We start from the raw sequence: 21,012 nt of genomic DNA, 5'->3' as shown, positions 1-21,012 counted from the left end.
GGAGAGAACATGGCGGCGGAAAACCATGGAAGAAATGAGGTGACTATGACGGAAGACAGGGACGGTCTCATAGCGGTTATCGGCATGGCCGGGCGTTTTCCCGGCGCGGATACGCTGGAGCGCTTCTGGGAAAATCTGGTATCCGGAGCCGACGTTCGCACGACGTTCACGGATGATGAGCTTGCCGGAATCATTCCCGGGCGGCTTTTGAAAAACGAGCAGTATGTGAAGAAAGGCTATGTCCTCGGCAACGTGGACGGATTCGATGCGGAATTTTTCGGCTATACGCCCAGGGAGGCCGAGGAACTGGATCCGCAGCAGCGTCTTTTTCTGGAATGCGCCTGGGAGGCTTTCGAGGATGCCGGCCATGTACCGGGGGTCGAAAGCTCGGTGGGCGTGTACGCAAGCATCACCCAGAGCAGCTATCTTGTTTCCGACAATCTCACCATGCCGGAACATCCCATGCCTTTTTTCAGCAGACTCATGGGCAACGACAAGGACTATGCCGCCGCGCGGGTAGCCTACAAGCTGGGCCTGAAGGGGCCCGCATTCAGCGTGCAGAGCGCCTGCTCCAGTTCTCTGGTGGCGGCGGCCACGGCCTGTCAGGCCCTTCTGGACTATCACTGCGACATGGCGCTTGCCGGGGGCGTGTCCGTTTCTCTGCCGGAAAAGACGGGCTACCTTGCCGGACAGGACGGCGCGATGTCGCGCGACGCCTGCTGTCATGCCTTCGATCACCGGGCCTCGGGCATGATGTACGGAAACGGCGTGGGCGTGGTGCTGCTCCGCAGACTGGAAGACGCCCTTGAGGCCGGAGATCATATTTACGGCGTAGTGCGCGGTTTCGCCGTGAACAACGACGGTTCCGACAGGGTGGGGTTTTCCGCTCCCGGGGTTCACGGTCAGCAGAGCGTGCTTCAGGAGGCGCTGGATATTTCCGGTGTCGATGCCGGAAGCGTCACCTTCATAGAGACGCACGGCACGGGCACTCCCCTGGGAGATCCCATGGAAATACGCGCGCTGGAAAAGGTGTACGGCGCATCTTCCGTGCCCTGCGCTCTCGGTTCGGTCAAGACCAACGTGGGGCACCTCAATTCCGCCGCGGGTATAGCGGGATTTATGCACGCCATGCTCTGCCTCGACAGAAGAATGCTCACCCCCACGCTGCACTTTGAGCGGGCCAACCCGGAAATAGACTTTGAGAACAGCCGGTTCCATGTGCAGCTCGAAGCCTGCCCGTGGAAGGCGGAAGGTCCGCTCCGGGCGGCCGTGAGTTCCTTCGGACTCGGGGGCACCAACTGTCATATGGTACTGGAGGAGGCACCCTGCAGGGAAGCTTCCCGATCTTCCGGCAGGTGGTGCGTGATACCTCTTTCCGCGGCGACGGAAGAGTCGCTGAACGGCGCGACGGCACGCCTTGCGGACTTTCTTGAACGTCACGCGGATATTCCGCTTCAGGATGCGGCATACACGCTTCAGCGCGGGCGCAGGCATTTTGCTCATCGCCGCGCCCTGGCGGCAGATTCCGTTTCCTCCCTGCTGACTCATCTGAAGGAAGGCCGCTGGAACGAAAACTCCCGGCCGTCTGAGGCAGGCGCGCCCGCCGTGTATTTTCTGTTCCCCGGAGCAGGGTCACAGTATGTGGGCATGGGCAGGGAACTGTACGCGGACGAACCCGTGTACCGCGAGGCCGTGGACGAGTGCGCCCGTATTCTTCTGCCGCTTCTGGGAGAGGATGTCCGCGACGTGCTCTATGCCGAAGGGGCGGCGACGGAAGAGGCCGCCCGGAAAATGGCGACTCCCACCTTCAGCTTCGCTTCGCTTTTCGCCACGGAATATGCTCTTGCCCGGCTCTGGATGCACAGAGGCATACGCCCGGCCGGCTGCGTGGGCCACAGTTTCGGCCAGTATCTTGCGGCCGTCATGGCCGGCGTGTTTTCTCTGGAGGACGCTCTTGCCGTGGCCGTCCGCCGCGGGCAGCTCATGGACAGGGTGGAAGAGGGGGCCATGCTGCTGCTCTATGCCCCGGAGGAGGCGGTACTTCCGCTTCTGGAAGGAAGTCTGTCCGTTGCCGCCGTCAATGCGGAGAAGCTCTGCACGGTATCCGGCCGTCCAGAGGATATGAATGCTCTGGAGGAAAAACTCGGTTCCCTGCGTATCCATTATCGTCGTGTGGCCGCCACAAGGGCCGGACACAGCGTACTTATGGAACCCATTCTGCAGGACTTCAGGAAGATGCTTTCCTCCGTGCACATGCAGAAACCGGTTCTGCCGCTGCTTTCCAATGTTTCCGGGACCTGGATGACCGATGAGGAGGCCGTGAGTCCCGACTGCTGGACCGCGCATATCCGTCGTCCGGTGCGCTACAGTGAGAACATAGCCGCCGTGCTGAAGGACGGGAACGCCGTGCTGCTGGAAGTAGGCCCCGGCAAGGTGCTGGGCACGCTTGCCCGCCGTCATGCCGATCTCAAGGGGCAGCCCATCGTTTTTTCCATGCGCGATGAGGGGCAGAGCATAGGCGACGGTCAGGCCTTCGCCTCGGCCTGCGCGGCGCTGTACGTCGCCGGTGCGGAACTTGTCTGGCCGGAAGAGGGGCTGCGCATTTCCATGCCGACCTACGCCTTTGCGCACAGAAGTTACTGGTCTCCCCAGGCAGGGCCGCGCAGCGCCGTTCAGACGGAAGGCACGGCTCTTGCTTCCATGATGGGCAGGTTCATGGAGAAAAAAAGCAGTATCGACGACTGGTTCGTGCTTCCTCAGTGGCGGCGGACCTTCCTGCCGCGTTTTCCCGAAAAGGCATCTGCCGGGCGTTTTCTGCTTCTTGCCGATGACAGCGGCGTGGCGGATTCCCTTGCCGGGCGCATTGCGCTGCACGGCGGCGAGGCTGCGCTTGTCCGCATGGCGCGCGGAAAGCTGCACGACGGAGAGCTTTCCGCGCGGCCCGGCGTGGAAGAAGACATGCGGGCTGTGCTGGAAACGCTGCGCGATACGGGCTTTGAGCCGGATTTCGTCATTCATGCATGGCTTGCAGGCGGTGAAGACGGGACGGAAGAGGAGATGTATGCCAGAGGGTATCAGAGTCTGGTGGGGCTGGTGCGCGCTCTCTCTTCCCTGAACATGGACGGGAGGCATGTCGGAATCGCCGTGCTTGCCGACGGCGTGCAGACGGTGACCGGGCGTGAACGGACGATGCCGGAAAAGGCCGCCGTTCTCGGACCGTGCCGCGTCATTCCGCAGGAATACAGGAACATGCAGACGTGCAGCATCGACATCGAGCTTCCCGCCGGAGGCGAAGCTCTGCCCGATGATATTCTCGACGCCGTGCTGAGCGATGTTCTTGTGCTGCGGGACATTCTGGAAGAAAAGTCGCCTGCGGCGGCCCATGCGGAAACCATAGCCTATCGCGGGCGTTCACGGCTGGAGGAAACATTTGCCCACATTCCCCTTGCTCCGGGAAGGGAAAACGGAAGTTCCGTGCTCCGCCGCGGCGGAGTCTATATGATCACGGGCGGTTTCGGCGGGGTGGCCTGCGAGCTTTCGCGTTATCTGGTCAGAGGCTGGGAGGCGCGCCTTGTGCTTGTGGGAAGAACGCCCCTTCCTCCCCGCGACAGATGGGATGCGTATCTTTCCTCCTGTGCCGACGACGCCGTCGCCTTCCGCATACGGCATGTGCGGGAGCTGGAAGCCATGGGCGGAGAATGTCTGGTGATGGCGGCCGATACTGCCGATATTGTGCAGATGACGCGCGTGTGCGACGCCGCGCTGGAGCGCTTTTCCGTCATCAACGGAGTGTTTCACGCTGCCTCTACCGTGTCTTCCGGCATGATACAGGCGCAGACCGACGAACGTGCCCGGGCCGTCATCGATACCAAGGCCCGCGGCGCCCGTGTCATCGGGAAGCTGATGGAGCGGACTGCGCCGGATTTCGTGATGCTGTTTTCCTCGCTGTGTTCATGCACGGCGCCGCTGGGCTTCACGGACTATGCGGCAGGCTGCTGCGTGATGGACGCTTTCGCCCGTGCCGCCGCGCACAGACTGCCCTATCGCGTGGTTTCCGTGAACTGGGGCTACTGGGACGGCATCGGCATCGGCATGGAACTTCTGCCGAAGATGATGGAAACCGTGGGCGCGAGTGTGGAGACGGGCGGTATTCTTGCCCATGAGGGCATGGAGTGTATACGCCGCATTCTTGAGCTTTCGGAAGCGCAGGTCATGGTTTCCCCCTCGGATTATCCCACGCTTGCGGCGGAGCTGAGAAACAGCGCCAAGAAGGTGCTCCGGGAATACGCTTCGGGCAGGGCTTCTTCAGCCTGTTCGAAACGACCGCGGCTTTCCGTGCCCTACGTTGAACCCGAAAGCGCCGTGGAAAAGGTGATAGCTGCGGTCTGGCAGGAGATACTCGGTTTCGACGCCGTGGGGCTGGACGACGCTTTTGCGGAACTCGGCGGCGATTCGCTGCATGCCATTCCCATGGTGAGCCGTCTGGAAGGCATATTCCATACCAGGGTGCCCATCCGTGCGCTGATTAAGGAAAACACGGTGAGAAAGCTTGCCGCATATCTGATGGCCGGGGAACGAAAAGCCGGTCAGACCGCCAGAATAGCGGAACTTTTCATCAAAATAAGAAACATGTCGGCCGACGAGGTCAAGGCCATGCTTGCCCGCAAAGGTCAGCTGTGATCCTTCCCCCTTCAACCCTTTGGAAAAGGTATGACGAGCATACATCACGATAAATCCCTGCTGCCCGGCGGCATCGGCCTTTCGGAAGAGCAGGAATCCCTTCTGGCGATGTTTCTGGAAAAGGACGACTTCGCCCTGGAAAAGACCGAGGACAAGGCCCCCGTCATCATTCCGCGCCCGGAAGACAGATACAAGCCCTTTCCCCTTACCGACATACAGCTTGCCTACATGATAGGCAGAGAAAACGGCTCGCTTGGTGCAAGCAATGTTTCAAGTCACGTCTATTTCGAGATGGACACCGAAGATCTGGATGTCGAGCGCTATACTAACGCCTGGCGCAAGATCGTGGCGCGACACGACATGATGCGCTGCGTTATTTATAAGACCGGTCAGCAACAAATTCTTGAGCATGTACCGCCCTTTGAGGTGAGATACTTCGACCTTTCCGGGAAGGCGGAGGAGGAGAGGCAGCGCGTGCTGATGGAAATTCGTGATGAACTGCGCCAGAAAATCAAGCCTGTGGATGTCTGGCCCATGTATGACGTCTATGTTTCCCGCATTGACGAACATACTTTTCGTATGCATGTCAGCCTTGAGGGATTGAATGCCGACGTGCTCAGCCTGCCGCTCATGATGAAGGAACTCCAGGCATTCTATAATGATCCGTCACTGACGCTGCCTGAGCTGGAACTGACTTTCCGTGACTATGTATTGTCTCTGGAGGAGCGCCGCAGTATGGAGTCCTACAGGCAGGCAAGGCAGTACTGGCTCGACCGCATTCCCACCCTTTCCCCTGGGCCCCGTATGCCGGTGCTGAAGGAGGAGCATGTGGGGGAACCCGTGAGCAAGCCGCTAGAGGGGCATCTTGATTCCGTTCGTTGGAGCAAACTGAAGGAGTACGGTACGAAGATAGGCCTGTCGCCTACGAGTATACTGTTGGCCGTATTTTCCGAAGTGCTCCGTCGATGGAATGCAGAGCGTAGCTTCTGTCTGAATCTGACACTTTTTAACAGACTTCCCCTGCACAGGGAAATCAACGACATCATCGGCGATTTTACCGACACGCTTCTTCTGGAAGTGCGCGACGACCCTGATGCGAGTTTTGAAGAACGTGCACTTGCCCTGCGAGATCGTCTCTGGAGTGATCTTGACAACAGGCAGTTCGGCGGCGTGGATGTTCTGCGGGAACTCAATCGTGGTCGTTCCGCCTCGGAACAAGTATACCTTGAGGTTGTGTTCACCAGTACCTTCCTGCTCGGCGACTACGGCGACAGTCTGGAAGGCATGATGTTCGACGGTCATCCGGTGAAAAAGATATTCACTTCCAGTCAGACGCCGCAGCTGCTGCTCGACCATCAGGTCTATGAGTCTGCGGGGCAGCTCAACATTCACTGGGACGTACGTGCGGAATATTTCCATGAAGGCTATCTGGAAAGCATGATGGATGCCTATGTGAACCTTCTTGAGCGCCTTGCCGACGACGAATCGCTCTGGAAGAGGAAGGACGTCGTGGAACTGCCGGCGCGTCAGCTTCAGGCAAGAGAGGCGTACAACGCCACGGCCTCTCCTGTGCGCGACGAATGTCTGCACGGACTTTTTGTGGAAAGCGTCAGGGCTTTTCCCGAACGGCAGGCCGTGGCTGCGCCGGGCCGTTCGCTGACCTACGGCGAACTGGCCGGGCGCGTGTCGGAAGCGGCGAAGGGTATCGACGGCCGTGTCAGACCCGGGGAGCTGGTGGCCGTCATCATGGAAAAGGGCTGGGAACAGGTGGTGGCCGTGCTGGCCGCGCAGTTCGCGGGGGCGGCGTATCTGCCTCTTGATCCCGACATGCCCATGGAAAGACTGACGGCCATCCTTGACGATGCGGACGTGCACTGTGTGTTCTCGCAGTCGCATCTTCAGGAAAAGCTCGGCCTTCTTGCCGGACGTCGTCTGATCTTTGTGGACACGCTTCCCGAAGGAAGCGCGGAGGAACTCTGTGCCCGTACGATCGTACAGAAGAGTTCCGACCTTGCCTACGTCATCTATACTTCCGGTTCCACCGGTATGCCCAAAGGCGTCATGATAAGCCACAGGGCGGCGGTGAACACCATTGCGGACATCAATGCCCGCTTCCGTGTGGGGCCGCAGGACAGGGTGCTTGCGCTGGCCAGCCTCGGCTTCGATCTGTCGGTATGGGACATCTTCGGTATGCTTGCCGCCGGCGGTACCGTGGTCATGCCCGATGCCGGACAGCTCCGTGAACCCGCACACTGGCTGGATGTCGTGGAAAGGCAGCGGGTGACGGTATGGAATACCGTTCCTGCCATGATGAAGATGTTCATGGAGTACAAGGAGGCGCTTCACGGTTCCGCAGAGGGCACGCTTCGCCTTGTACTGCTTTCCGGCGACTGGCTGCCGGTGGAGCTTCCCGGCCGCATCCGCAGGCACTACGGGGCCGAGGTGATAAGTCTGGGCGGTGCGACGGAAGCCGCCATCTGGTCCATCTTCTACCCCGTGGGCGATGTGGACGGAGATCGGGAAAGTATTCCCTACGGTTATCCTCTGGCCAATCAGAGTATTCATGTCCTTGATGAGTGCATGAGGGTCTGTCCCGAGTATGTGCCGGGTGATCTGTACATAGGCGGCGAAGGCCTGTCCGACGGCTACTGGCATGATAGGGAAAAAACGGCGCGTTCCTTCGTCAGACATCCCGTTACGGGAGAAAGGCTTTACCGTACGGGCGACAGGGGCTTTTTCCACCCCGACGGCCATGTCGTTTTCCTTGGAAGAGAAGATAATCAGATAAAAATCAATGGATTTCGTGTGGAACTCGGCGAAATTGAGCATACTCTGCTCAGGCATCCCGGTATTCGCGAGGCTGTGGTGCAGACCTACGGCGAGAAGAAAAGTCCCCGGGTTGCGGCGTACTTCACGAGTCTGGGCAACGACGGACTGCACAGCCGCCGCAAGGTGGAGTGGAACGACGCCGACGCCATGTGGGAGAAGGTTTCCCGCATGGACGAGAACATCGCGGGCATTGCGGAAGAGCGCCGGCGCAAGGATTACGCGAAGAACATGGGAGTGGGGGCGGCCCTGTATGAGGCGGCCGTGCAGGCTTCTCTCTACGAACTCGGCGTATACAGGGAAACGGGAGAAAGCCGCGACGTGGAGGAAATTCTCCGTATGACGGGCATACGCCCCCGCTATGGACGCTGGCTGAAAAGAGCGCTTCTCAATCTTGAGGAGGCGGGCTTTCTTTCCCGTCGTGGCGAGCATTTCCGCCTGGAGAAGCCCTTTGCCTTCACTTCGGCGCAGGCCGTGCAGAACGCCTTTTCCGGTTCAGGACTCGGTTTCCTCGCCTCGGAGGCGAAGAGCATGACGGATCTTCTGCTTGAGAAGCGTCATTCCGCGGAAGTCTATGCCTCGGGCAGTGTCAAAGGTCTCTATGGAGCCGTATTCCGGTATTCTTATCAGATTATCCGCGATGCGGTGGCGGCCATGGCAGAGGATCACCCTTTGAATATTCTGGAAGTCGGTGGTGGCCATGGCGGAGCGACGGGCGTGGTTCTTCCCGTCCTCCCCGATACGACGAAAGGCTTCTGCTTTACCGATATTTCGCGTTACTTTCTTCAGAATGCGGAAGAAAAATTCGGGGCACGGCCGTTTTTCCATTGTCGTCTCTTCGATCTTGACGAAGACCCCGTGGTGCAGGGATTTGAGCTTCATTCCTTTGACGCCATCATCGCTGCAAGCGTGCTGCACGACGTGAAGCGGGTAGCCCCTTCCTTGGCGGCTCTTCGTAGGTTGCTCAAGCCCGGCGGCGTGATGTTTATCATCGAGCAGACCATATTTTACAAGGATCACGACATCACTATGGGACTCCAGCAGGGCTTCGACGTGTTCGAGGATACGGAGCTCAGGCCGCTGCATCCCCTGCTCGACGGAAACCAGTGGGAAGAGCAGCTCAGACTTGCTGGTTTTGACTGTGTGAGGCAGTGCCGTACCGTGGACGGTGCGGAGCAGAATGTCATCATCGCCCGTTCACCGTTGGAGGTGTGGGAATTTGAGCCTGAAAAAATGGAAGCTTTTCTGAGAGAAAGACTGCCCTCGTACATGATTCCCTCGACCTTTGTGGAGATGGAAGCTATTCCGCGCAATCGCTCCGGCAAGACGGACCGCAAGGCCCTGCCCGTGCCGGAAGCCGGTATTGTGCAGAACAGAACGGTGCGTCCGCCGGAGAACGACGTGCAGAAGCGTCTGGCCCGCATGTGGGCCGCCGTGCTTCAGGTCGACGAACCTGGCCTGGACGACAGCTTCTTTGAACTCGGCGGCGATTCCCTGCTGGCTACCGTGCTCATAGCCCGCATTCATGAGGAATTCGGCGTGGAACTCGGCGTGCAGGAACTGTATTCGCTGAACACGCTGGAGCAGATGGCTGCATATGTGTCCGGTCCCGGCACGGCCGGACAGGTGCTGCTGCCTATGCAGGAAAACGGCAGAGAGAAAGTGTGGATAGGTATTGCCGAAGGCCGGGGCCGAGTAGGCGAGATTTTCTCCGACTTTGCCCGTGCCTGCCGGGATGAAGCGGACTTCTACGGCTGTATCCTTCCGGGGAAAGACGACAGAAGCGTTGAACCGCTGCGTACTGTGGAAGAACTTGCGGCCTACTGGGCACAAGGTGTGCTGGATCTTGTACGCCGCAGGCCGGGCATACGCATTTCTATTGCGGGCTTCTGCGTTGGCGGGATGCTGGGGTATGAACTGGCGGTGCAGCTTGAGCGGCAGGGCGTACAGGTGGAGCATCTGCTGGCTTTCGATACGGGTGCGCCGGGTGCAGCCTTTTCCCACAAGCTCAGCCTGCTGTTCATGTATCTGGGAACCTATTTTTTGCCCATGAACATCTATTCCGGTCTCGAGAACGATCCTATTCTTTGTGTACTGAAGCAACCGGACGTTGTCCCCGATGCCATGGAGCTGGAATCGCTCATGGCCATGAGCCTGGATGACTGCATAAGAACCATATTCGATTACGTCACTTCGCATAATCTGCTCTCCGACGAGATATCCTTTGAGGACTTCGTTCATCAATACAGGCTGTTTGAGGCTACCGTAGGCTCCGCCAAGACCTATACGCCGAATCCATACCAAGGGACGCTGGTGTACTTTTTTGCCACGGATCTTCTTCAGGGGATTCCCGACCCGAGGCCCTTCTGGAGAACCATGCCTGCAAAGCGTGTGGAAGTCATCGATGTGCCGGGCAATCACTTTAACTGCATATTGGGAGAACATGTTCCCGGTATCATGCGGATCATACGCGATTTGAAGCCGTAAGGTGGCAGAACCGCCACCGGCGGATGAGGGCCGTCGTTCTGGCAGTTTTGGATTTCTGGAACGACGGCCATGGAGAAAAGCGTGCTGAATAGTGAAGAGAGTTTGAGCTGGGTGCGTTTTTTCAGACAAGCTCCCGACGAAAGGGTGAGACTGTTCTGCTTTCCCTTTGCGGGAGGAGGCGCATCCGCATTTCTACCTTGGAAAAAGCTTCTGCCCGACTACATCAGTCTTGTCCCCGTACAACTTCCCGGACATGAAGACCGTTTCGAGGAGAAAGCGATAATGAATGCGGAACGGATGTACGAGGCTATGTATGAGGGACTGCGGCCGTATTTTTCCTCCGCCATGGCTTTTTTCGGGCACAGCATGGGCGGACTTCTGGCCTTCCAGTTCGCCCGATATCTGCTCCGACGCGGCGAAACGCCTCCGGTGCATCTTTTTCTTTCCGCCGCTCCCGTGCCCGTGCGGCCGCCGGAAATGACCGGACGGCCCTCGGAGGAAGAGGAGTTTCTGCGCCGCATCCTCCAGTCGGGCACGGTGCCGGAGTCCGTCTTGCTGGATGAGGAAAGCCTGCAGATCGTGAAGAGAACGCTGCTCAGTGATCACGAACTTCTGCTTTCCCTGCTCGACGGGCGGACGGAACCGCTGGCCGTGCCCGTGACGGTCATGGCCGGGGAACGGGACCTGCTCGTCCCTCTGGAAAGGGCGAGAGCGTGGCAGGACTTCACTTCCAGATCGTGCAGCATACTTACCTGGCCCGGCGGTCACTTCTATGTGCGCCGCTGGCTCGACGACGTCGTCGCGGTCATAGATCAGTCCCTTCTCATGTACGTTCTCTGAGGACGTACCGAACTTCTACCCGACGGAAACTGCCATGAAAGCAGCATTGAAACATCTTGTGGAACTTTCGGAATCGAAGTCCGCTTCTTCCGAGGACTTCGCCCATCTTCCCCTGCCCGACACCATGAGCGCCATGACGGTGCACCGGGACGAAACGGACATGTTCCGCGGTCTGGCCTTCCATGAGAAGGACCCGCGGCGTTCCCTGCATTACGACGAGGTTCCGCTGCCGGAAGTGGGGCCGGGCGAGGTGCTGGTTGCGGTGATGGCTTCGGCACTCAACTTCAACAACGTCTGGTCCTCTCTGTTCGAACCTTCTCCGGGATTCAACTACATCGGCGAATATTCCCGCTATTCTCCGGTGAACGCCAAGCACAATCTCGATTACCATATTCTCGGCACCGACGGTGCGGGAGTGGTGGTGCGCACGGGTTCTGCGGTCACGCGATGGAAGCCGGGCGACAGAGTCATGATCTTCGGGCCTACCTGCGACGTCTCCTCTCCCGAAGTCTTTGACGACGAAATACGCGACCCGCATCTCATGGCTTACGGTTTTGAAACCAATTTCGGTTCGTTTGCGGATTTCACGCTGGTGCGTGAACATCAGCTTCTGCCCAAGCCTGAACACCTTACCTGGGTGGAGGCCGCCTCCATGACGCTCGTGGCCACTACGACCTACAGAATGCTGGTGTCCAAGAACGGCGCGCAGATGAGCCAGGGCGACAACGTCCTGATCTGGGGAGCCTCGGGCGGACTCGGCACCTTCGCCATTCAGTTCGTCCTGAACGGCGGCGGTATTCCCGTGGGGGTGGTTTCCAGTGAGGAAAAGGCCGACATGGTGCGCAGAATGGGCTGCGAGAGGGTCATCGTACTGCCCCGGGGCAATGGGGAAGACCGCTTTCTCGATGAGCACGGGCACACGAAGAACCGCCAGATACTCCGGCTCAAGGCTCAGATACGGAAACTCACCGGAGGCGAGGACCCCGACATCGTATTCGAGCATACGGGCCGTTCCACCTTCGCTGCCAGCGTCGCCGTGGCCCGTCCCGGAGGCAAGGTCGTGACATGCGGTTCCACCTCCGGCTACGACCATGTGTTCGACAACCGCTATCTGTGGCAGACCGTCAAGCATATCATAGGCTCCCATGCGGCGAACTATTACGAGGCCGTGCAGACCGCAAGACTCATAGGCAAGGGCTTTCTGTATCCCACGCTTTCCAGAGTCTTTCCTCTCTCCGAAGGGGCGGAGGCCTTTTCCATGCTTCACAAGGGCACGCACATGGGCAAGCTCGGCTTTCTCAACATCGCCCCGGATGAGAATGCGGGCGTCCGGGATCATGAGCTCAGGCAGAAGGTGGGAGAGGAAAAAATACGCCTGTTCCGCCGTGGCGACGGGATTTCTCTGGAAGACCGGAGTGTCGTGGCCTGAAAAGAGCTGCCGGTAATAATTTAATTTGAAAATGATTTTCAACTTCATTATGTATGTGTGCGGAGCATGTTTTCCGCAGGTACGGAAAAACAGGAGGTTTTTTATGCGCAACCGTATCAGGAGCGCACTGGCGCTGCTTGCGTTTGTGCTGCTGGTCATACCTTCCTTCGCAGGAGCGGAGGAGCTGACCGGCGCGGACGTGATCATGAAAATGAGGATGCGCCCCGACGGCGAAGACCGGAAGGGCACCGTCAGCATGACGCTTGTCAACAGGCGCGGCGCAAAACGTGTGCGGGTCATGGAGCAGACCGCCAAAGACTACGGAATGGACAGAAAGGCGATCATCGTCTTCAAAGAACCTGCAGACGTGCGTGGTACAAAGTTTCTTTCCTGGACATACGACGCCCCCGGCAGAGATGACGACAAATGGCTCTACATTCCTTCCATGAAAAAGGTCCGCCGCATCAGCGGCTCGGCGAACAACGACTTTTTCATGGGCAGTGACTTTACTTATGACGATATAGATATGGGCAGGCGCAATGTCAGCAAAGATACCCACACCTATCTGGGAGAGGATATGCGCGGCGTTTACGAGTGCTGGAAGGTGGAATCCGTCCCCGTGGACAGGGATGATCCCGTCCGCCGCCGCGTATTGTGGGTAGATAAGAAGACCTGCATTCCTGTGTACCTGGAATATTATACGGATCAAGGACTTTCCCGAGTGTATGAGGTGCTCGAACTTCAGCAGCAGCAAGGCTTCTGGAATGTGAAAAGCGCAAGAATGCGTAATCTTGAGACAGAGCATCAGACACTTATGGAGTTCAGTCCGTTTGTCTATGATAGCGGTGTGGATGACAACCTTTTCCAGGTCGCGGTATTGCAGCGCGGCTGATGCCTGGCGTCATGTGTTGCAGAAGTATATTGTTTTCTGTTTTTTTGCTGCTGTCCCTCCTCCCCTGTCGTACGCTTGCGGATACGGCCGGGGAGGAGGGGGGATCGTCACGTCTGGATGCAATTTCTGATTTTTGGAACGAGCACTTCAGTTCTACCGGCTGGATTGAGCTTGTGCAGTCTATGCGTACCTACGCTCCGCATGATGAGGTGACCTCCCGCGTGCACGGAAGGCTTGAAGTTTCGGGAACTGCCGGTACGTTCAACGGATTTCTTTCTCTTGATGCGGAAAAGAACTGGACCATTCCGGCTCTCGACGGGCTTTCCGTCCGCGAAGCATGGCTTGAGCATGTCGGTTCCGGCTGGGATATACGGGTAGGGCGCCAGCTCATCATCTGGGGCAAAGCGGACGGCGTACGTATTACGGACAATGTCTGCCCTACGGATTTTTCCGACTATCTCAACAGAAATATCGACGAGATGCGCATTCCCGTAACCGCGGCCAAGCTCAGGTTCCTCAGTAATACGCTAATTACGGAATTTATATGGATTCCTGAGTTCAAGTCCGCAAAGCTTGCAACAGGAAACAATCCTTGGGCGCTAGAGCGTTCTTTCCCTTCTGCTTTGCCGGTAAGGACGAACAGCGCTGGGGAACCTTCCTCCTGGTCGCTGGAGGACAGTGAGTTCGCCCTGAGGGTCTCATCCTACATGGCGGGCTTCGACGTATCTCTTTCCGCCTTCTATACATGGGATGATACGGCGGCCTCTTCCGTGTCTGTGCGTGATATTAGTGGGGGAAGGTGGGAAATAGTCATGGAGCAGGATTATCATAGAATCCTGATTTACGGTTTCGACTTTGCTAAACCCTGGTCGGACTTCGTATTCCGAGGAGAGGCCGCATATTTCCAAGGAAGGTACCTTTCCACATCAACCGGAGGAAATGAAAAGCACGATGTACTCAAGTATCTGGTGGGAGTGGACTGGAGTCCCGGCGGCAACTGGAGTGTGACGGCGCAGCTGCTGGATGAGTTCATTATGAATTACGACAGGGGGCTTGTCGCAGAGGAACATAGCCCGCAGGCTACACTCAATGTCTCCAAAAATTTTTTCAACGAACAGCTTACCGTTTCCGACATGGTCTATGTGTCCCTGAATGACGGAGAGTTTTTCAACCGTCTGCAGGCGGCCTACGAGCTTGCCGACGGCATGGAACTCACCATCGGCTGGGACAAATTCTACGGAGACGACGGTTCGTATGGAGTCTACCGACGTAATTCCCAGATATGGGGAAAGCTACGCTTTAGTTTTTAACGATGTGCCGCACCGCCATCTGAATTGCAGACATGAAGTCCGCATGGACGGAGCGCGATGCAAGTGAGGGATATATGCTGAATATCGAGGCTATTAACGAAAGATTTGTTGCATTCAGCAAAGTGATTCTGAAATTCAGGGCGGTTATTCTTGTGGCTATGGTCCTGATTCTGGCGATATCCTTTTATGGGCTGAAGCAGCTCAAATCCGATACGGATGATTCTCACTACTTCAATGAGGGGGACGAGCTTCTGTTGGCCAGGGATTACATGGCCTCCATATTCGGCAACGACAACTTCTGCGCGGTGCTCGTGCATGTGGACGATGTGTTCACGCCCCGAGTTCTTGCGGGCATACGCGAGATGGGCAGGGAGCTGGAAGCCCGGGTTCCGTATGTGGACGACGTGATTTCCGTAACGGACATGGAGTTCACGCGGGGCGACGAGGAAGGACTCGAAGTTTCCGACATCGTACCTGATCCTGTTCCCGATGATCCCACACAACTTGCGGAAATACGCAAAGCCGTCATGGCGAAGCCCTCGCTCAGGAATCAGATCGTTTCCGAGGACGGACGATACGCATGGATCATGGTGCGCCTCAAGCACATACCCTCCGGTACAGTGGACGAGCATGGTGAGTTCATCGAAATGGTCATAGGCCGCACGGTCAACGAGATCGCCGGACAGGAGAAATACGCCTGGATGAACCCGGAAACCACAGGCTGGCCGGTCATTAACCTGGAAAAGCGCGACTTCATGGCCGGAGAAATGCCGAAACTCATAGGGCTTTCCCTGCTGTCCATCGTTCTTGTACTTGCGCTTGTGCTCCGTAACGTGCGGGGCGTCATTTTTCCCGTGTTTCTTGCCGGGGCCGGGCTTTCCATCGTGCTCGGCATACAGGGGCTGCTCGGTGTGGCCACGGACCCCATGGTCATGCTCATGCCCATATTCCTCTGCATTTCCATGGCGATATGCTACTCCTTGTATTTCATCAACTTTTTCCGATGGGAGTTTCAGAAGAAGGGCGACCGTCTGTGGGCGCTGGAACATGCTGTAGGGGAAACCGGCTGGCCCATATTCTTCAGCGCATTCACCACCATGGCTTCGCTGCTGTCGTTCTGCTTCGTGAACCTGCGACCCATAAGCTGGGTGGGCATGACCTCCGCCTCCATGACCATGCTGCTTTATGTGCTCACCATCGTGCTGCTGCCCGTGCTTTTCTCCTTCGGGGGCAACAGAAGGGGGAAAACGGGGCGCATCGTCGAAAGGAAAGTGCTTCTCGACAGGCTCATGGAGTGGATGGGCGGCCATGTGCTCGATCATCCCCGCATCATTTTCACCATTGCCGCGCTTGCACTGGCGGCGTCCGTCGCAGGCATTTTCCGTGTGGAGGTGGCGTTTGACCTGCGTCGTTCCTTCGGTACCGAGGTACCGTACATCGACCGTATCTGCCGCATCAGCGAAACGCCCCTCGGTTCCCTGTACTCCTTCGGCGTGGGCATAGAGTTTCCGAATCCCGACGAGGCCCGCCTGCCCGAGAACCTCAGGAAACTGGAAATTCTGACCGAGCGCATCCGCGAATTTCCGCTGACCAAGAAGGTGCACAGCGTGCTTGATGTGGTGAAGGATCTCAATCAGGTGCTGGATGCGGGTAATCCTGAAAGCTACGCCATACCCCGGACCCGCGAGGAAATAGCGCAGGTGCTGCTTCTTTACGAGAACGCCGGGGGCACCGAGGCGGAACGATGGATAGACTATGAATACCGCCGTCTCCGCGTGATGATAGAAATCGACGACTACAACTCCGGCGAGGCCGTGAGGGAGCTGGAAGCCATCCGTACATGGGGAAAGGAGCTTTTTCCCGGGGCCAGGGTCATCCTTACCGGTACGCTTTGCCAGTTCACGCAGATTCAGGATTATGTGAGCTGGGGGCAGGTGCAGTCCATTCTCATTTCCATGGTGGTCATATCCCTGCTCATGGCCGTGGTTTTCGGCAGTCTGAAAATAGGACTCATCGCCATGATTCCCAACATCCTGCCCGCGTTCTTCGTCTGTGCGGTGATGGGATTCTGCAATATTCCTCTGGACATGATGACGGTCACGGTCATTCCCATGCTGCTCGGCCTTGCCGTGGACGATACCATTCATTTCATCAACCACTGCCAGCTTGAGTTCATGCGTACAGGTTCCTACAGGGAGAGCGTGCGCATCACCTTCCTGAGCACGGGAAAGGCCATGCTGCTCACCTCGTCCATCCTGTGCCTGAGTTTTGCCGCATACATGTTCTCAAAGATGATCATTTTCGTGCACATGGGAATACTGGTGATCATCGGCATTCTGGCGGCGTTTCTTTCCGACTACTTCATTACGCCCAACCTGATCGTAAGGCTCAGAGTGTTCGGCGAGGAGCGCTGCGCCGGAAACGGGAAGGAAGGATAGCATGTCGGCCTCTGCCGCCGCACATCACTTTTTTGCCGGAAAAGGCGTGAAGCGGGCCGCAGCCCGCCCCGCGCACAACGGAAAAGCTCAAGGAGAGTTCATATGTCTGTAGAATCACGAATCAATGAGCTTATCGCCGCCCATTTCAGCGTTGGTACACAAAGCATCCGTCCGCAGACGGATTTCTATACGGATCTGGAAGCCGACGTGCTTGATCTGCCGGAACTCGCCATGGAGATGGAAACTGAGTTTGCCGTAGCGCTCGACAGCCGTGTGCTGGAAGGCGTGAAGACCGTGGAGGATCTGGTGAACCATGTGCACGACAGGCTGGAAATAAGACGGCAGGAACTGGCGCTGGCATTTTTTGAGGCCAAGGCCCGTGTGGATGCCGCCATGGCGGTCCATTGCCCGGGAGGAAGATGTGAATAACGGAATACGGATATTGTGCGAACTGCCCGATGCGGCAAGCCGCCGCAGGCTTGTGCTTTCAGGGGTGCTTGCCGTGGTCGGGGCCGCGTTCAGCCTGATGCCCATGCTGGGGCTTTACCTCATGCTGAAGGCGCTGCTTTGTGACGCAGGGAATGTCGCCGGAACCTTTACAGGCGTCGGAGTCGCGCTCATGGGCATTTTTCTGCAGGTCGTGTTTCATGGACTGTCCACCCGGCTTTCCCACAGGGCGGCCTTCGACACGCTTTACGCCGTGCGGAGGGACATACTCCACAGACTTTCCCGCGTTCCCCAGGGGGTGCTTGACGAAAATCCGGCGGGCAAGCTCAAGAGTCAGATTTTCGACGACGTGGAGAAGCTGGAAATGTTTTACGGGCATCACTACCCGGAGATCATCGGCAATCTCCTTGTTCCCGTGGGCATGATCGTGCTGGTGTTCTTCATGGACTGGCGCATCGGAATGGCGCTTCTTGCCCCCATCGTCATCTATGTGATGTGCCTGGGGACCATGGGCAGACTGGCCATGAAGAACTTTCCCCTCATGGAAGCCTCGACTCAGAAGCTGAACGCCGGACTTGTGGAATATGTGCGCGGCATGAAGGAAATACGCATGTTCGCCGGCAGCGCGCGCTGGAAGAGATTTGAACAGGCATCGGAAGAGTACTGCGACTTCATGCGGCGCTGGTTTGCCGACTGCCGCCACGGCATGACGATAAATTCCATCGTCATGAGTTCGGGCATCGTTTTCGTGTTCCCCGTGGCGGGCTGGCTCTTCGTCTCGGGAAAGGCCGATCTTCCCTCCGTGCTTTTCTATATGTTCGCCGCGCTCTGCTATGCCGCGCCCCTTACCAGGATAGGGCGCTACGGCGATGAAATGAACATCTGTATGCAGGTGGGGGCCAGACTCCGGGATCTTCTTTCCATGGAAGAACTTTCCCCCGGTACCTGCGCGGACATGCCGGAGCGTTTTGACGTGGAGTTTCGCAATGTTTCCTTTTCGTACGGGGAAAAGCGCGTTTTCCGTCGCCTCTCCTTCACGGCGGAGGCCGGAAGCGTGACCGCGCTGGTGGGCCCTTCCGGCAGCGGCAAGAGTACGGCCGCACGGCTTGTGGCCCGATTCTGGGATGTGCAGGAAGGTTCCGTGAACATAGGCGGAGTGGACATCCGTTCTCTTACGGCGGAGGCGCTCGCTTCCACGGTGGCCTTCGTCACCCAGAACAACGTGGTGTTCGAGCGCAGCGTGCTCGACAACATCCGTCTCGGAAAGCCCGACGCCACCATGGAAGAGGTGGAGCGTGCGGCCAGAGCCGCACGCTGCCATGACTTCATCCTTTCCCTTCCCGAAGGGTACGATACCGTGCTCGGCGCGGGAACGGCGCTTTCCGGGGGAGAACGCCAGCGCATCGCCATTGCCCGGGCTCTTCTGAAGGACGCTCCCGTTCTCATTCTGGACGAAGCCACCGCCTACTGTGACCCCGACAACGAGGATGAGCTGCAGAAAGCCCTTTCCGCGCTGGCGAGGGGAAAGACGGTGCTGGTTATTGCCCACAGACTCAGAAGCGTGATGGATGCGGACAGGATCATCGTACTGCGGGAAGGCCGCATAGAGGCTTCGGGCACGCATGACGGCCTTCTGAAGGATTGCGGAGTGTACCGGAATATGTGGAACGCTCTGGAATCTTCTGAAAACTGGACAGCCGGAGGAAACTGCCATGATTGAGATGATACGCCGTATTTTCGAGCTTGCAGGCCCGCAGCGCGGCAGGCTTCTGGCGGCGGCCTTGTTGAACATCGTTCAGAACTGCTGTACGGGAGGCATCTGTCTTACGGTACTTTTTGCCATGGTGAGACTGCTTGAGGGGCGCTTCGTCACGGAAACGCTCATTCACTGTACGCTCGGCATGGCGGCGCTGCTGGTCGTCCGCTATGTGCTGGAGTATGTTTCCACCTCCATGCAGTCGTCACTCGGTTATGAGATCATGCGCGATGTGCGCATCCGTGAGAGCCGTCGTCTGGCGGAACTGCCTCTCGGCGTTTTTCAGGCGGAGGAGGCGGGAGCTCTTTCTTCCGTGTTCACCAACGACATGGCCTTTGTGGAAATGCGCTGCATGGCGGCCGCGGCGAATTTCATTGCCGGCATGACGTCGGTGATCTTTCTCTCCCTCGTCATGCTGATCATGGATGTGCGTCTTGCCTTCATCGCCATGGCGGGTTTTGTTCCCGCATGGTTCGTGTACAATGCCACGAAACGGGCTTTCCATGCGGCCGGCGTGAAAAGGCAGAGCATGGAGCGCGATCTTATCGGCGCCATTCTCGAATATGTCTCGGGTATGGAAACCATACGTTCCTACCGGATGAGCGGTCATGTTTTCGGGCGGATCAACGACCGTCTGGCGGGCTACAGGGACGCCGCTGCCGCCTACGAGCTGAAGGCTCTGCCTCCCATGATGCTGTATCAGCTCTTCGTACGCATGGGGATGGGGCTGATTTTTCTCTGCGGCCTTGTCTTCTATCTCAACGACATGGTGAGCCTGCCGGTGTTTCTGTTTTTCGCCGTCATCAGCGGAACCTACTATCAGCCTGTGGAAGCGCTGCTCGGAGAGTTCGGGCTGCTCAACATCATGACGCTGAGTCTTGACCATATCGACGCCCTGCATGACCGTTCCGTCATGCCCGACAACGGGGCCGTGCATCCCCGTCATGCCGTTCCCCGGGCGGAGCATGTGGAATTTTGCCATGCTTCGGCCGAGACGCCCGCGTTGAACGATGTGAGCGCCGACTTTCTTCCCGGTACGCTCAATGCCGTGGTCGGCCGGTCGGGCAGCGGCAAGACCACGCTCCTCATGCTGCTTGCGCGTTTCTGGGATGTGAAGAAAGGCCGGGTGTGTTTGGGAGAGGCGGATGTGAGGGATGTTCCCTTTTCTCATCTCATGTCGTCCGTCACCATGGTGTTTCAGGACGTGTATCTTTTTTCCGGCAGCGTGGCCGACAATATCCGCATGGGCAGAGCCGAAGCCACCTCGGAAGACGTCGTGCGGGCAGCCCGTGCCGCGGGATGCCATGACTTCATCGTGAATCTTCCGCAGGGCTACGCCACGCCCGTGGGCGAGGGCGGATGCAACCTCTCCGGCGGAGAACGTCAGCGTATCGCCATAGCCCGGGCCATACTCAAGGATGCTCCCGTGCTGCTTCTCGACGAGGCCTTTTCCAGTGTGGACCCGGAACATGCCTGGGCCATACAGCAGGGGCTTTCGGCTCTCACTCGGAAAAGAACCGTGATCATGATAGCTCATACGCTGAACCATATCCGCCATGCGGAGAGGATACTGGTGATGGATCGGGGCAGAATTGTGGAAAGGGGAAGGCACGACGAGCTGCTGGCGCTGAACGGCATGTACCGCAGACTGTGGGAGAGGGAATGTTCCGTGAAGTCATGGAAGCTTGAAGTTTCGGATTCCGCATCCTGCCGTTGAGGCGGCAGAATGCGGGGGGCGTTTTCCCGGGCCGTACGCCGCGCCGCGGACTTTCCTCAGGAGCAGCGCATTTCATGCGCGGGGGAAGATTTCCTGCTGCCGGCATCCGGTCGGAGCCCGAGCCCCTTCGGGGCGCGGGACCGGGATGTTCGTATGATTGTCATATTATGAAAATGAATTTCTTTTTCAT

At 57.9% G+C, this 21,012-nt stretch carries 10 protein-coding genes; all 10 read left to right on the top strand.

Annotated elements, in window-relative coordinates:
• The first annotated feature begins 9 nt into the window (after nt 1-9).
• Entirely contained in the window at nt 10-4,680 is a 4,671-nt protein-coding gene (locus CZ345_RS01325) for a type I polyketide synthase (protein ID WP_077071395.1), read from the top strand.
• A gap of 30 nt (nt 4,681-4,710) precedes the next feature.
• The gene (locus CZ345_RS01320; protein ID WP_077071394.1) at nt 4,711-9,993 is read left to right on the top strand and encodes a non-ribosomal peptide synthetase; all 5,283 of its coding nucleotides are present in this window, start codon (nt 4,711-4,713) and stop codon (nt 9,991-9,993) included.
• A gap of 81 nt (nt 9,994-10,074) precedes the next feature.
• Nucleotides 10,075-10,833 (top strand): thioesterase II family protein, encoded by a 759-nt coding sequence (locus CZ345_RS01315; RefSeq protein WP_162274904.1) that lies wholly within the window; start codon nt 10,075-10,077, stop codon nt 10,831-10,833.
• Nucleotides 10,834-10,867: 34 nt separating this feature from the next.
• Nucleotides 10,868-12,262 (top strand): crotonyl-CoA carboxylase/reductase, encoded by a 1,395-nt coding sequence (gene ccrA / locus CZ345_RS01310; protein WP_077071392.1) that lies wholly within the window; start codon nt 10,868-10,870, stop codon nt 12,260-12,262.
• A 103-nt stretch (nt 12,263-12,365) separates the two neighbouring features.
• Nucleotides 12,366-13,154, top strand: a complete 789-nt coding sequence (locus tag CZ345_RS01305) for an outer membrane lipoprotein-sorting protein (RefSeq protein WP_077071391.1) — start codon at nt 12,366-12,368, stop codon at nt 13,152-13,154.
• Nucleotides 13,155-13,327: 173 nt separating this feature from the next.
• Nucleotides 13,328-14,464, top strand: coding sequence for a DUF1302 family protein (locus CZ345_RS01300; protein WP_144277198.1), 1,137 nt, complete (start codon nt 13,328-13,330; stop codon nt 14,462-14,464).
• Between the two features lie 158 nt (nt 14,465-14,622).
• Nucleotides 14,623-16,902 carry an efflux RND transporter permease subunit gene (locus tag CZ345_RS01295; protein WP_239446579.1) on the top strand — a complete coding sequence of 760 codons (2,280 nt, stop codon included), beginning with the start codon at nt 14,623-14,625 and terminating at the stop codon, nt 16,900-16,902.
• 102 nt (nt 16,903-17,004) lie between these two features.
• Nucleotides 17,005-17,331 carry an acyl carrier protein gene (locus tag CZ345_RS01290; RefSeq protein WP_077071389.1) on the top strand — a complete coding sequence of 109 codons (327 nt, stop codon included), beginning with the start codon at nt 17,005-17,007 and terminating at the stop codon, nt 17,329-17,331.
• A complete protein-coding gene (locus CZ345_RS01285; protein ID WP_077071388.1) occupies nt 17,324-19,069 on the top strand; it encodes an ABC transporter ATP-binding protein in 1,746 nt (581 codons plus the stop codon). The genes CZ345_RS01290 and CZ345_RS01285 overlap by 8 nt, the downstream gene beginning before the upstream one ends.
• Nucleotides 19,062-20,822, top strand: a complete 1,761-nt coding sequence (locus CZ345_RS01280; RefSeq protein ID WP_077071387.1) for an ABC transporter ATP-binding protein — start codon at nt 19,062-19,064, stop codon at nt 20,820-20,822. Before CZ345_RS01285 ends, CZ345_RS01280 begins: the two co-directional genes overlap by 8 nt.
• Nucleotides 20,823-21,012: the final 190 nt, after the last annotated feature.

It is taken from the genome of Mailhella massiliensis (assembly GCF_900155525.1).
In the GTDB taxonomy this organism is placed as follows: Bacteria; Desulfobacterota; Desulfovibrionia; order Desulfovibrionales; family Desulfovibrionaceae; genus Mailhella; species Mailhella massiliensis.
Note: the sequence above shows the minus strand (reverse complement) of the source record. Positions and strands in the feature narration are given on the sequence as shown.

Bases quoted from the DNA above. Each gene is read 5' to 3' on its own strand.
- CZ345_RS01325 (WP_077071395.1), top strand. From the start codon at position 10: ATGGCGGCGGAAAACCATGGAAGAAATGAGGTGACTATGACGGAAGAC.
- CZ345_RS01320 (WP_077071394.1), top strand. From the start codon at position 4,711: ATGACGAGCATACATCACGATAAATCCCTGCTGCCCGGCGGCATCGGC.
- ccrA (WP_077071392.1), top strand. From the start codon at position 10,868: ATGAAAGCAGCATTGAAACATCTTGTGGAACTTTCGGAATCGAAGTCC.
- CZ345_RS01305 (WP_077071391.1), top strand. From the start codon at position 12,366: ATGCGCAACCGTATCAGGAGCGCACTGGCGCTGCTTGCGTTTGTGCTG.
- CZ345_RS01295 (WP_239446579.1), top strand. From the start codon at position 14,623: ATGGTCCTGATTCTGGCGATATCCTTTTATGGGCTGAAGCAGCTCAAA.
- CZ345_RS01290 (WP_077071389.1), top strand. From the start codon at position 17,005: ATGTCTGTAGAATCACGAATCAATGAGCTTATCGCCGCCCATTTCAGC.
- CZ345_RS01280 (WP_077071387.1), top strand. From the start codon at position 19,062: ATGATTGAGATGATACGCCGTATTTTCGAGCTTGCAGGCCCGCAGCGC.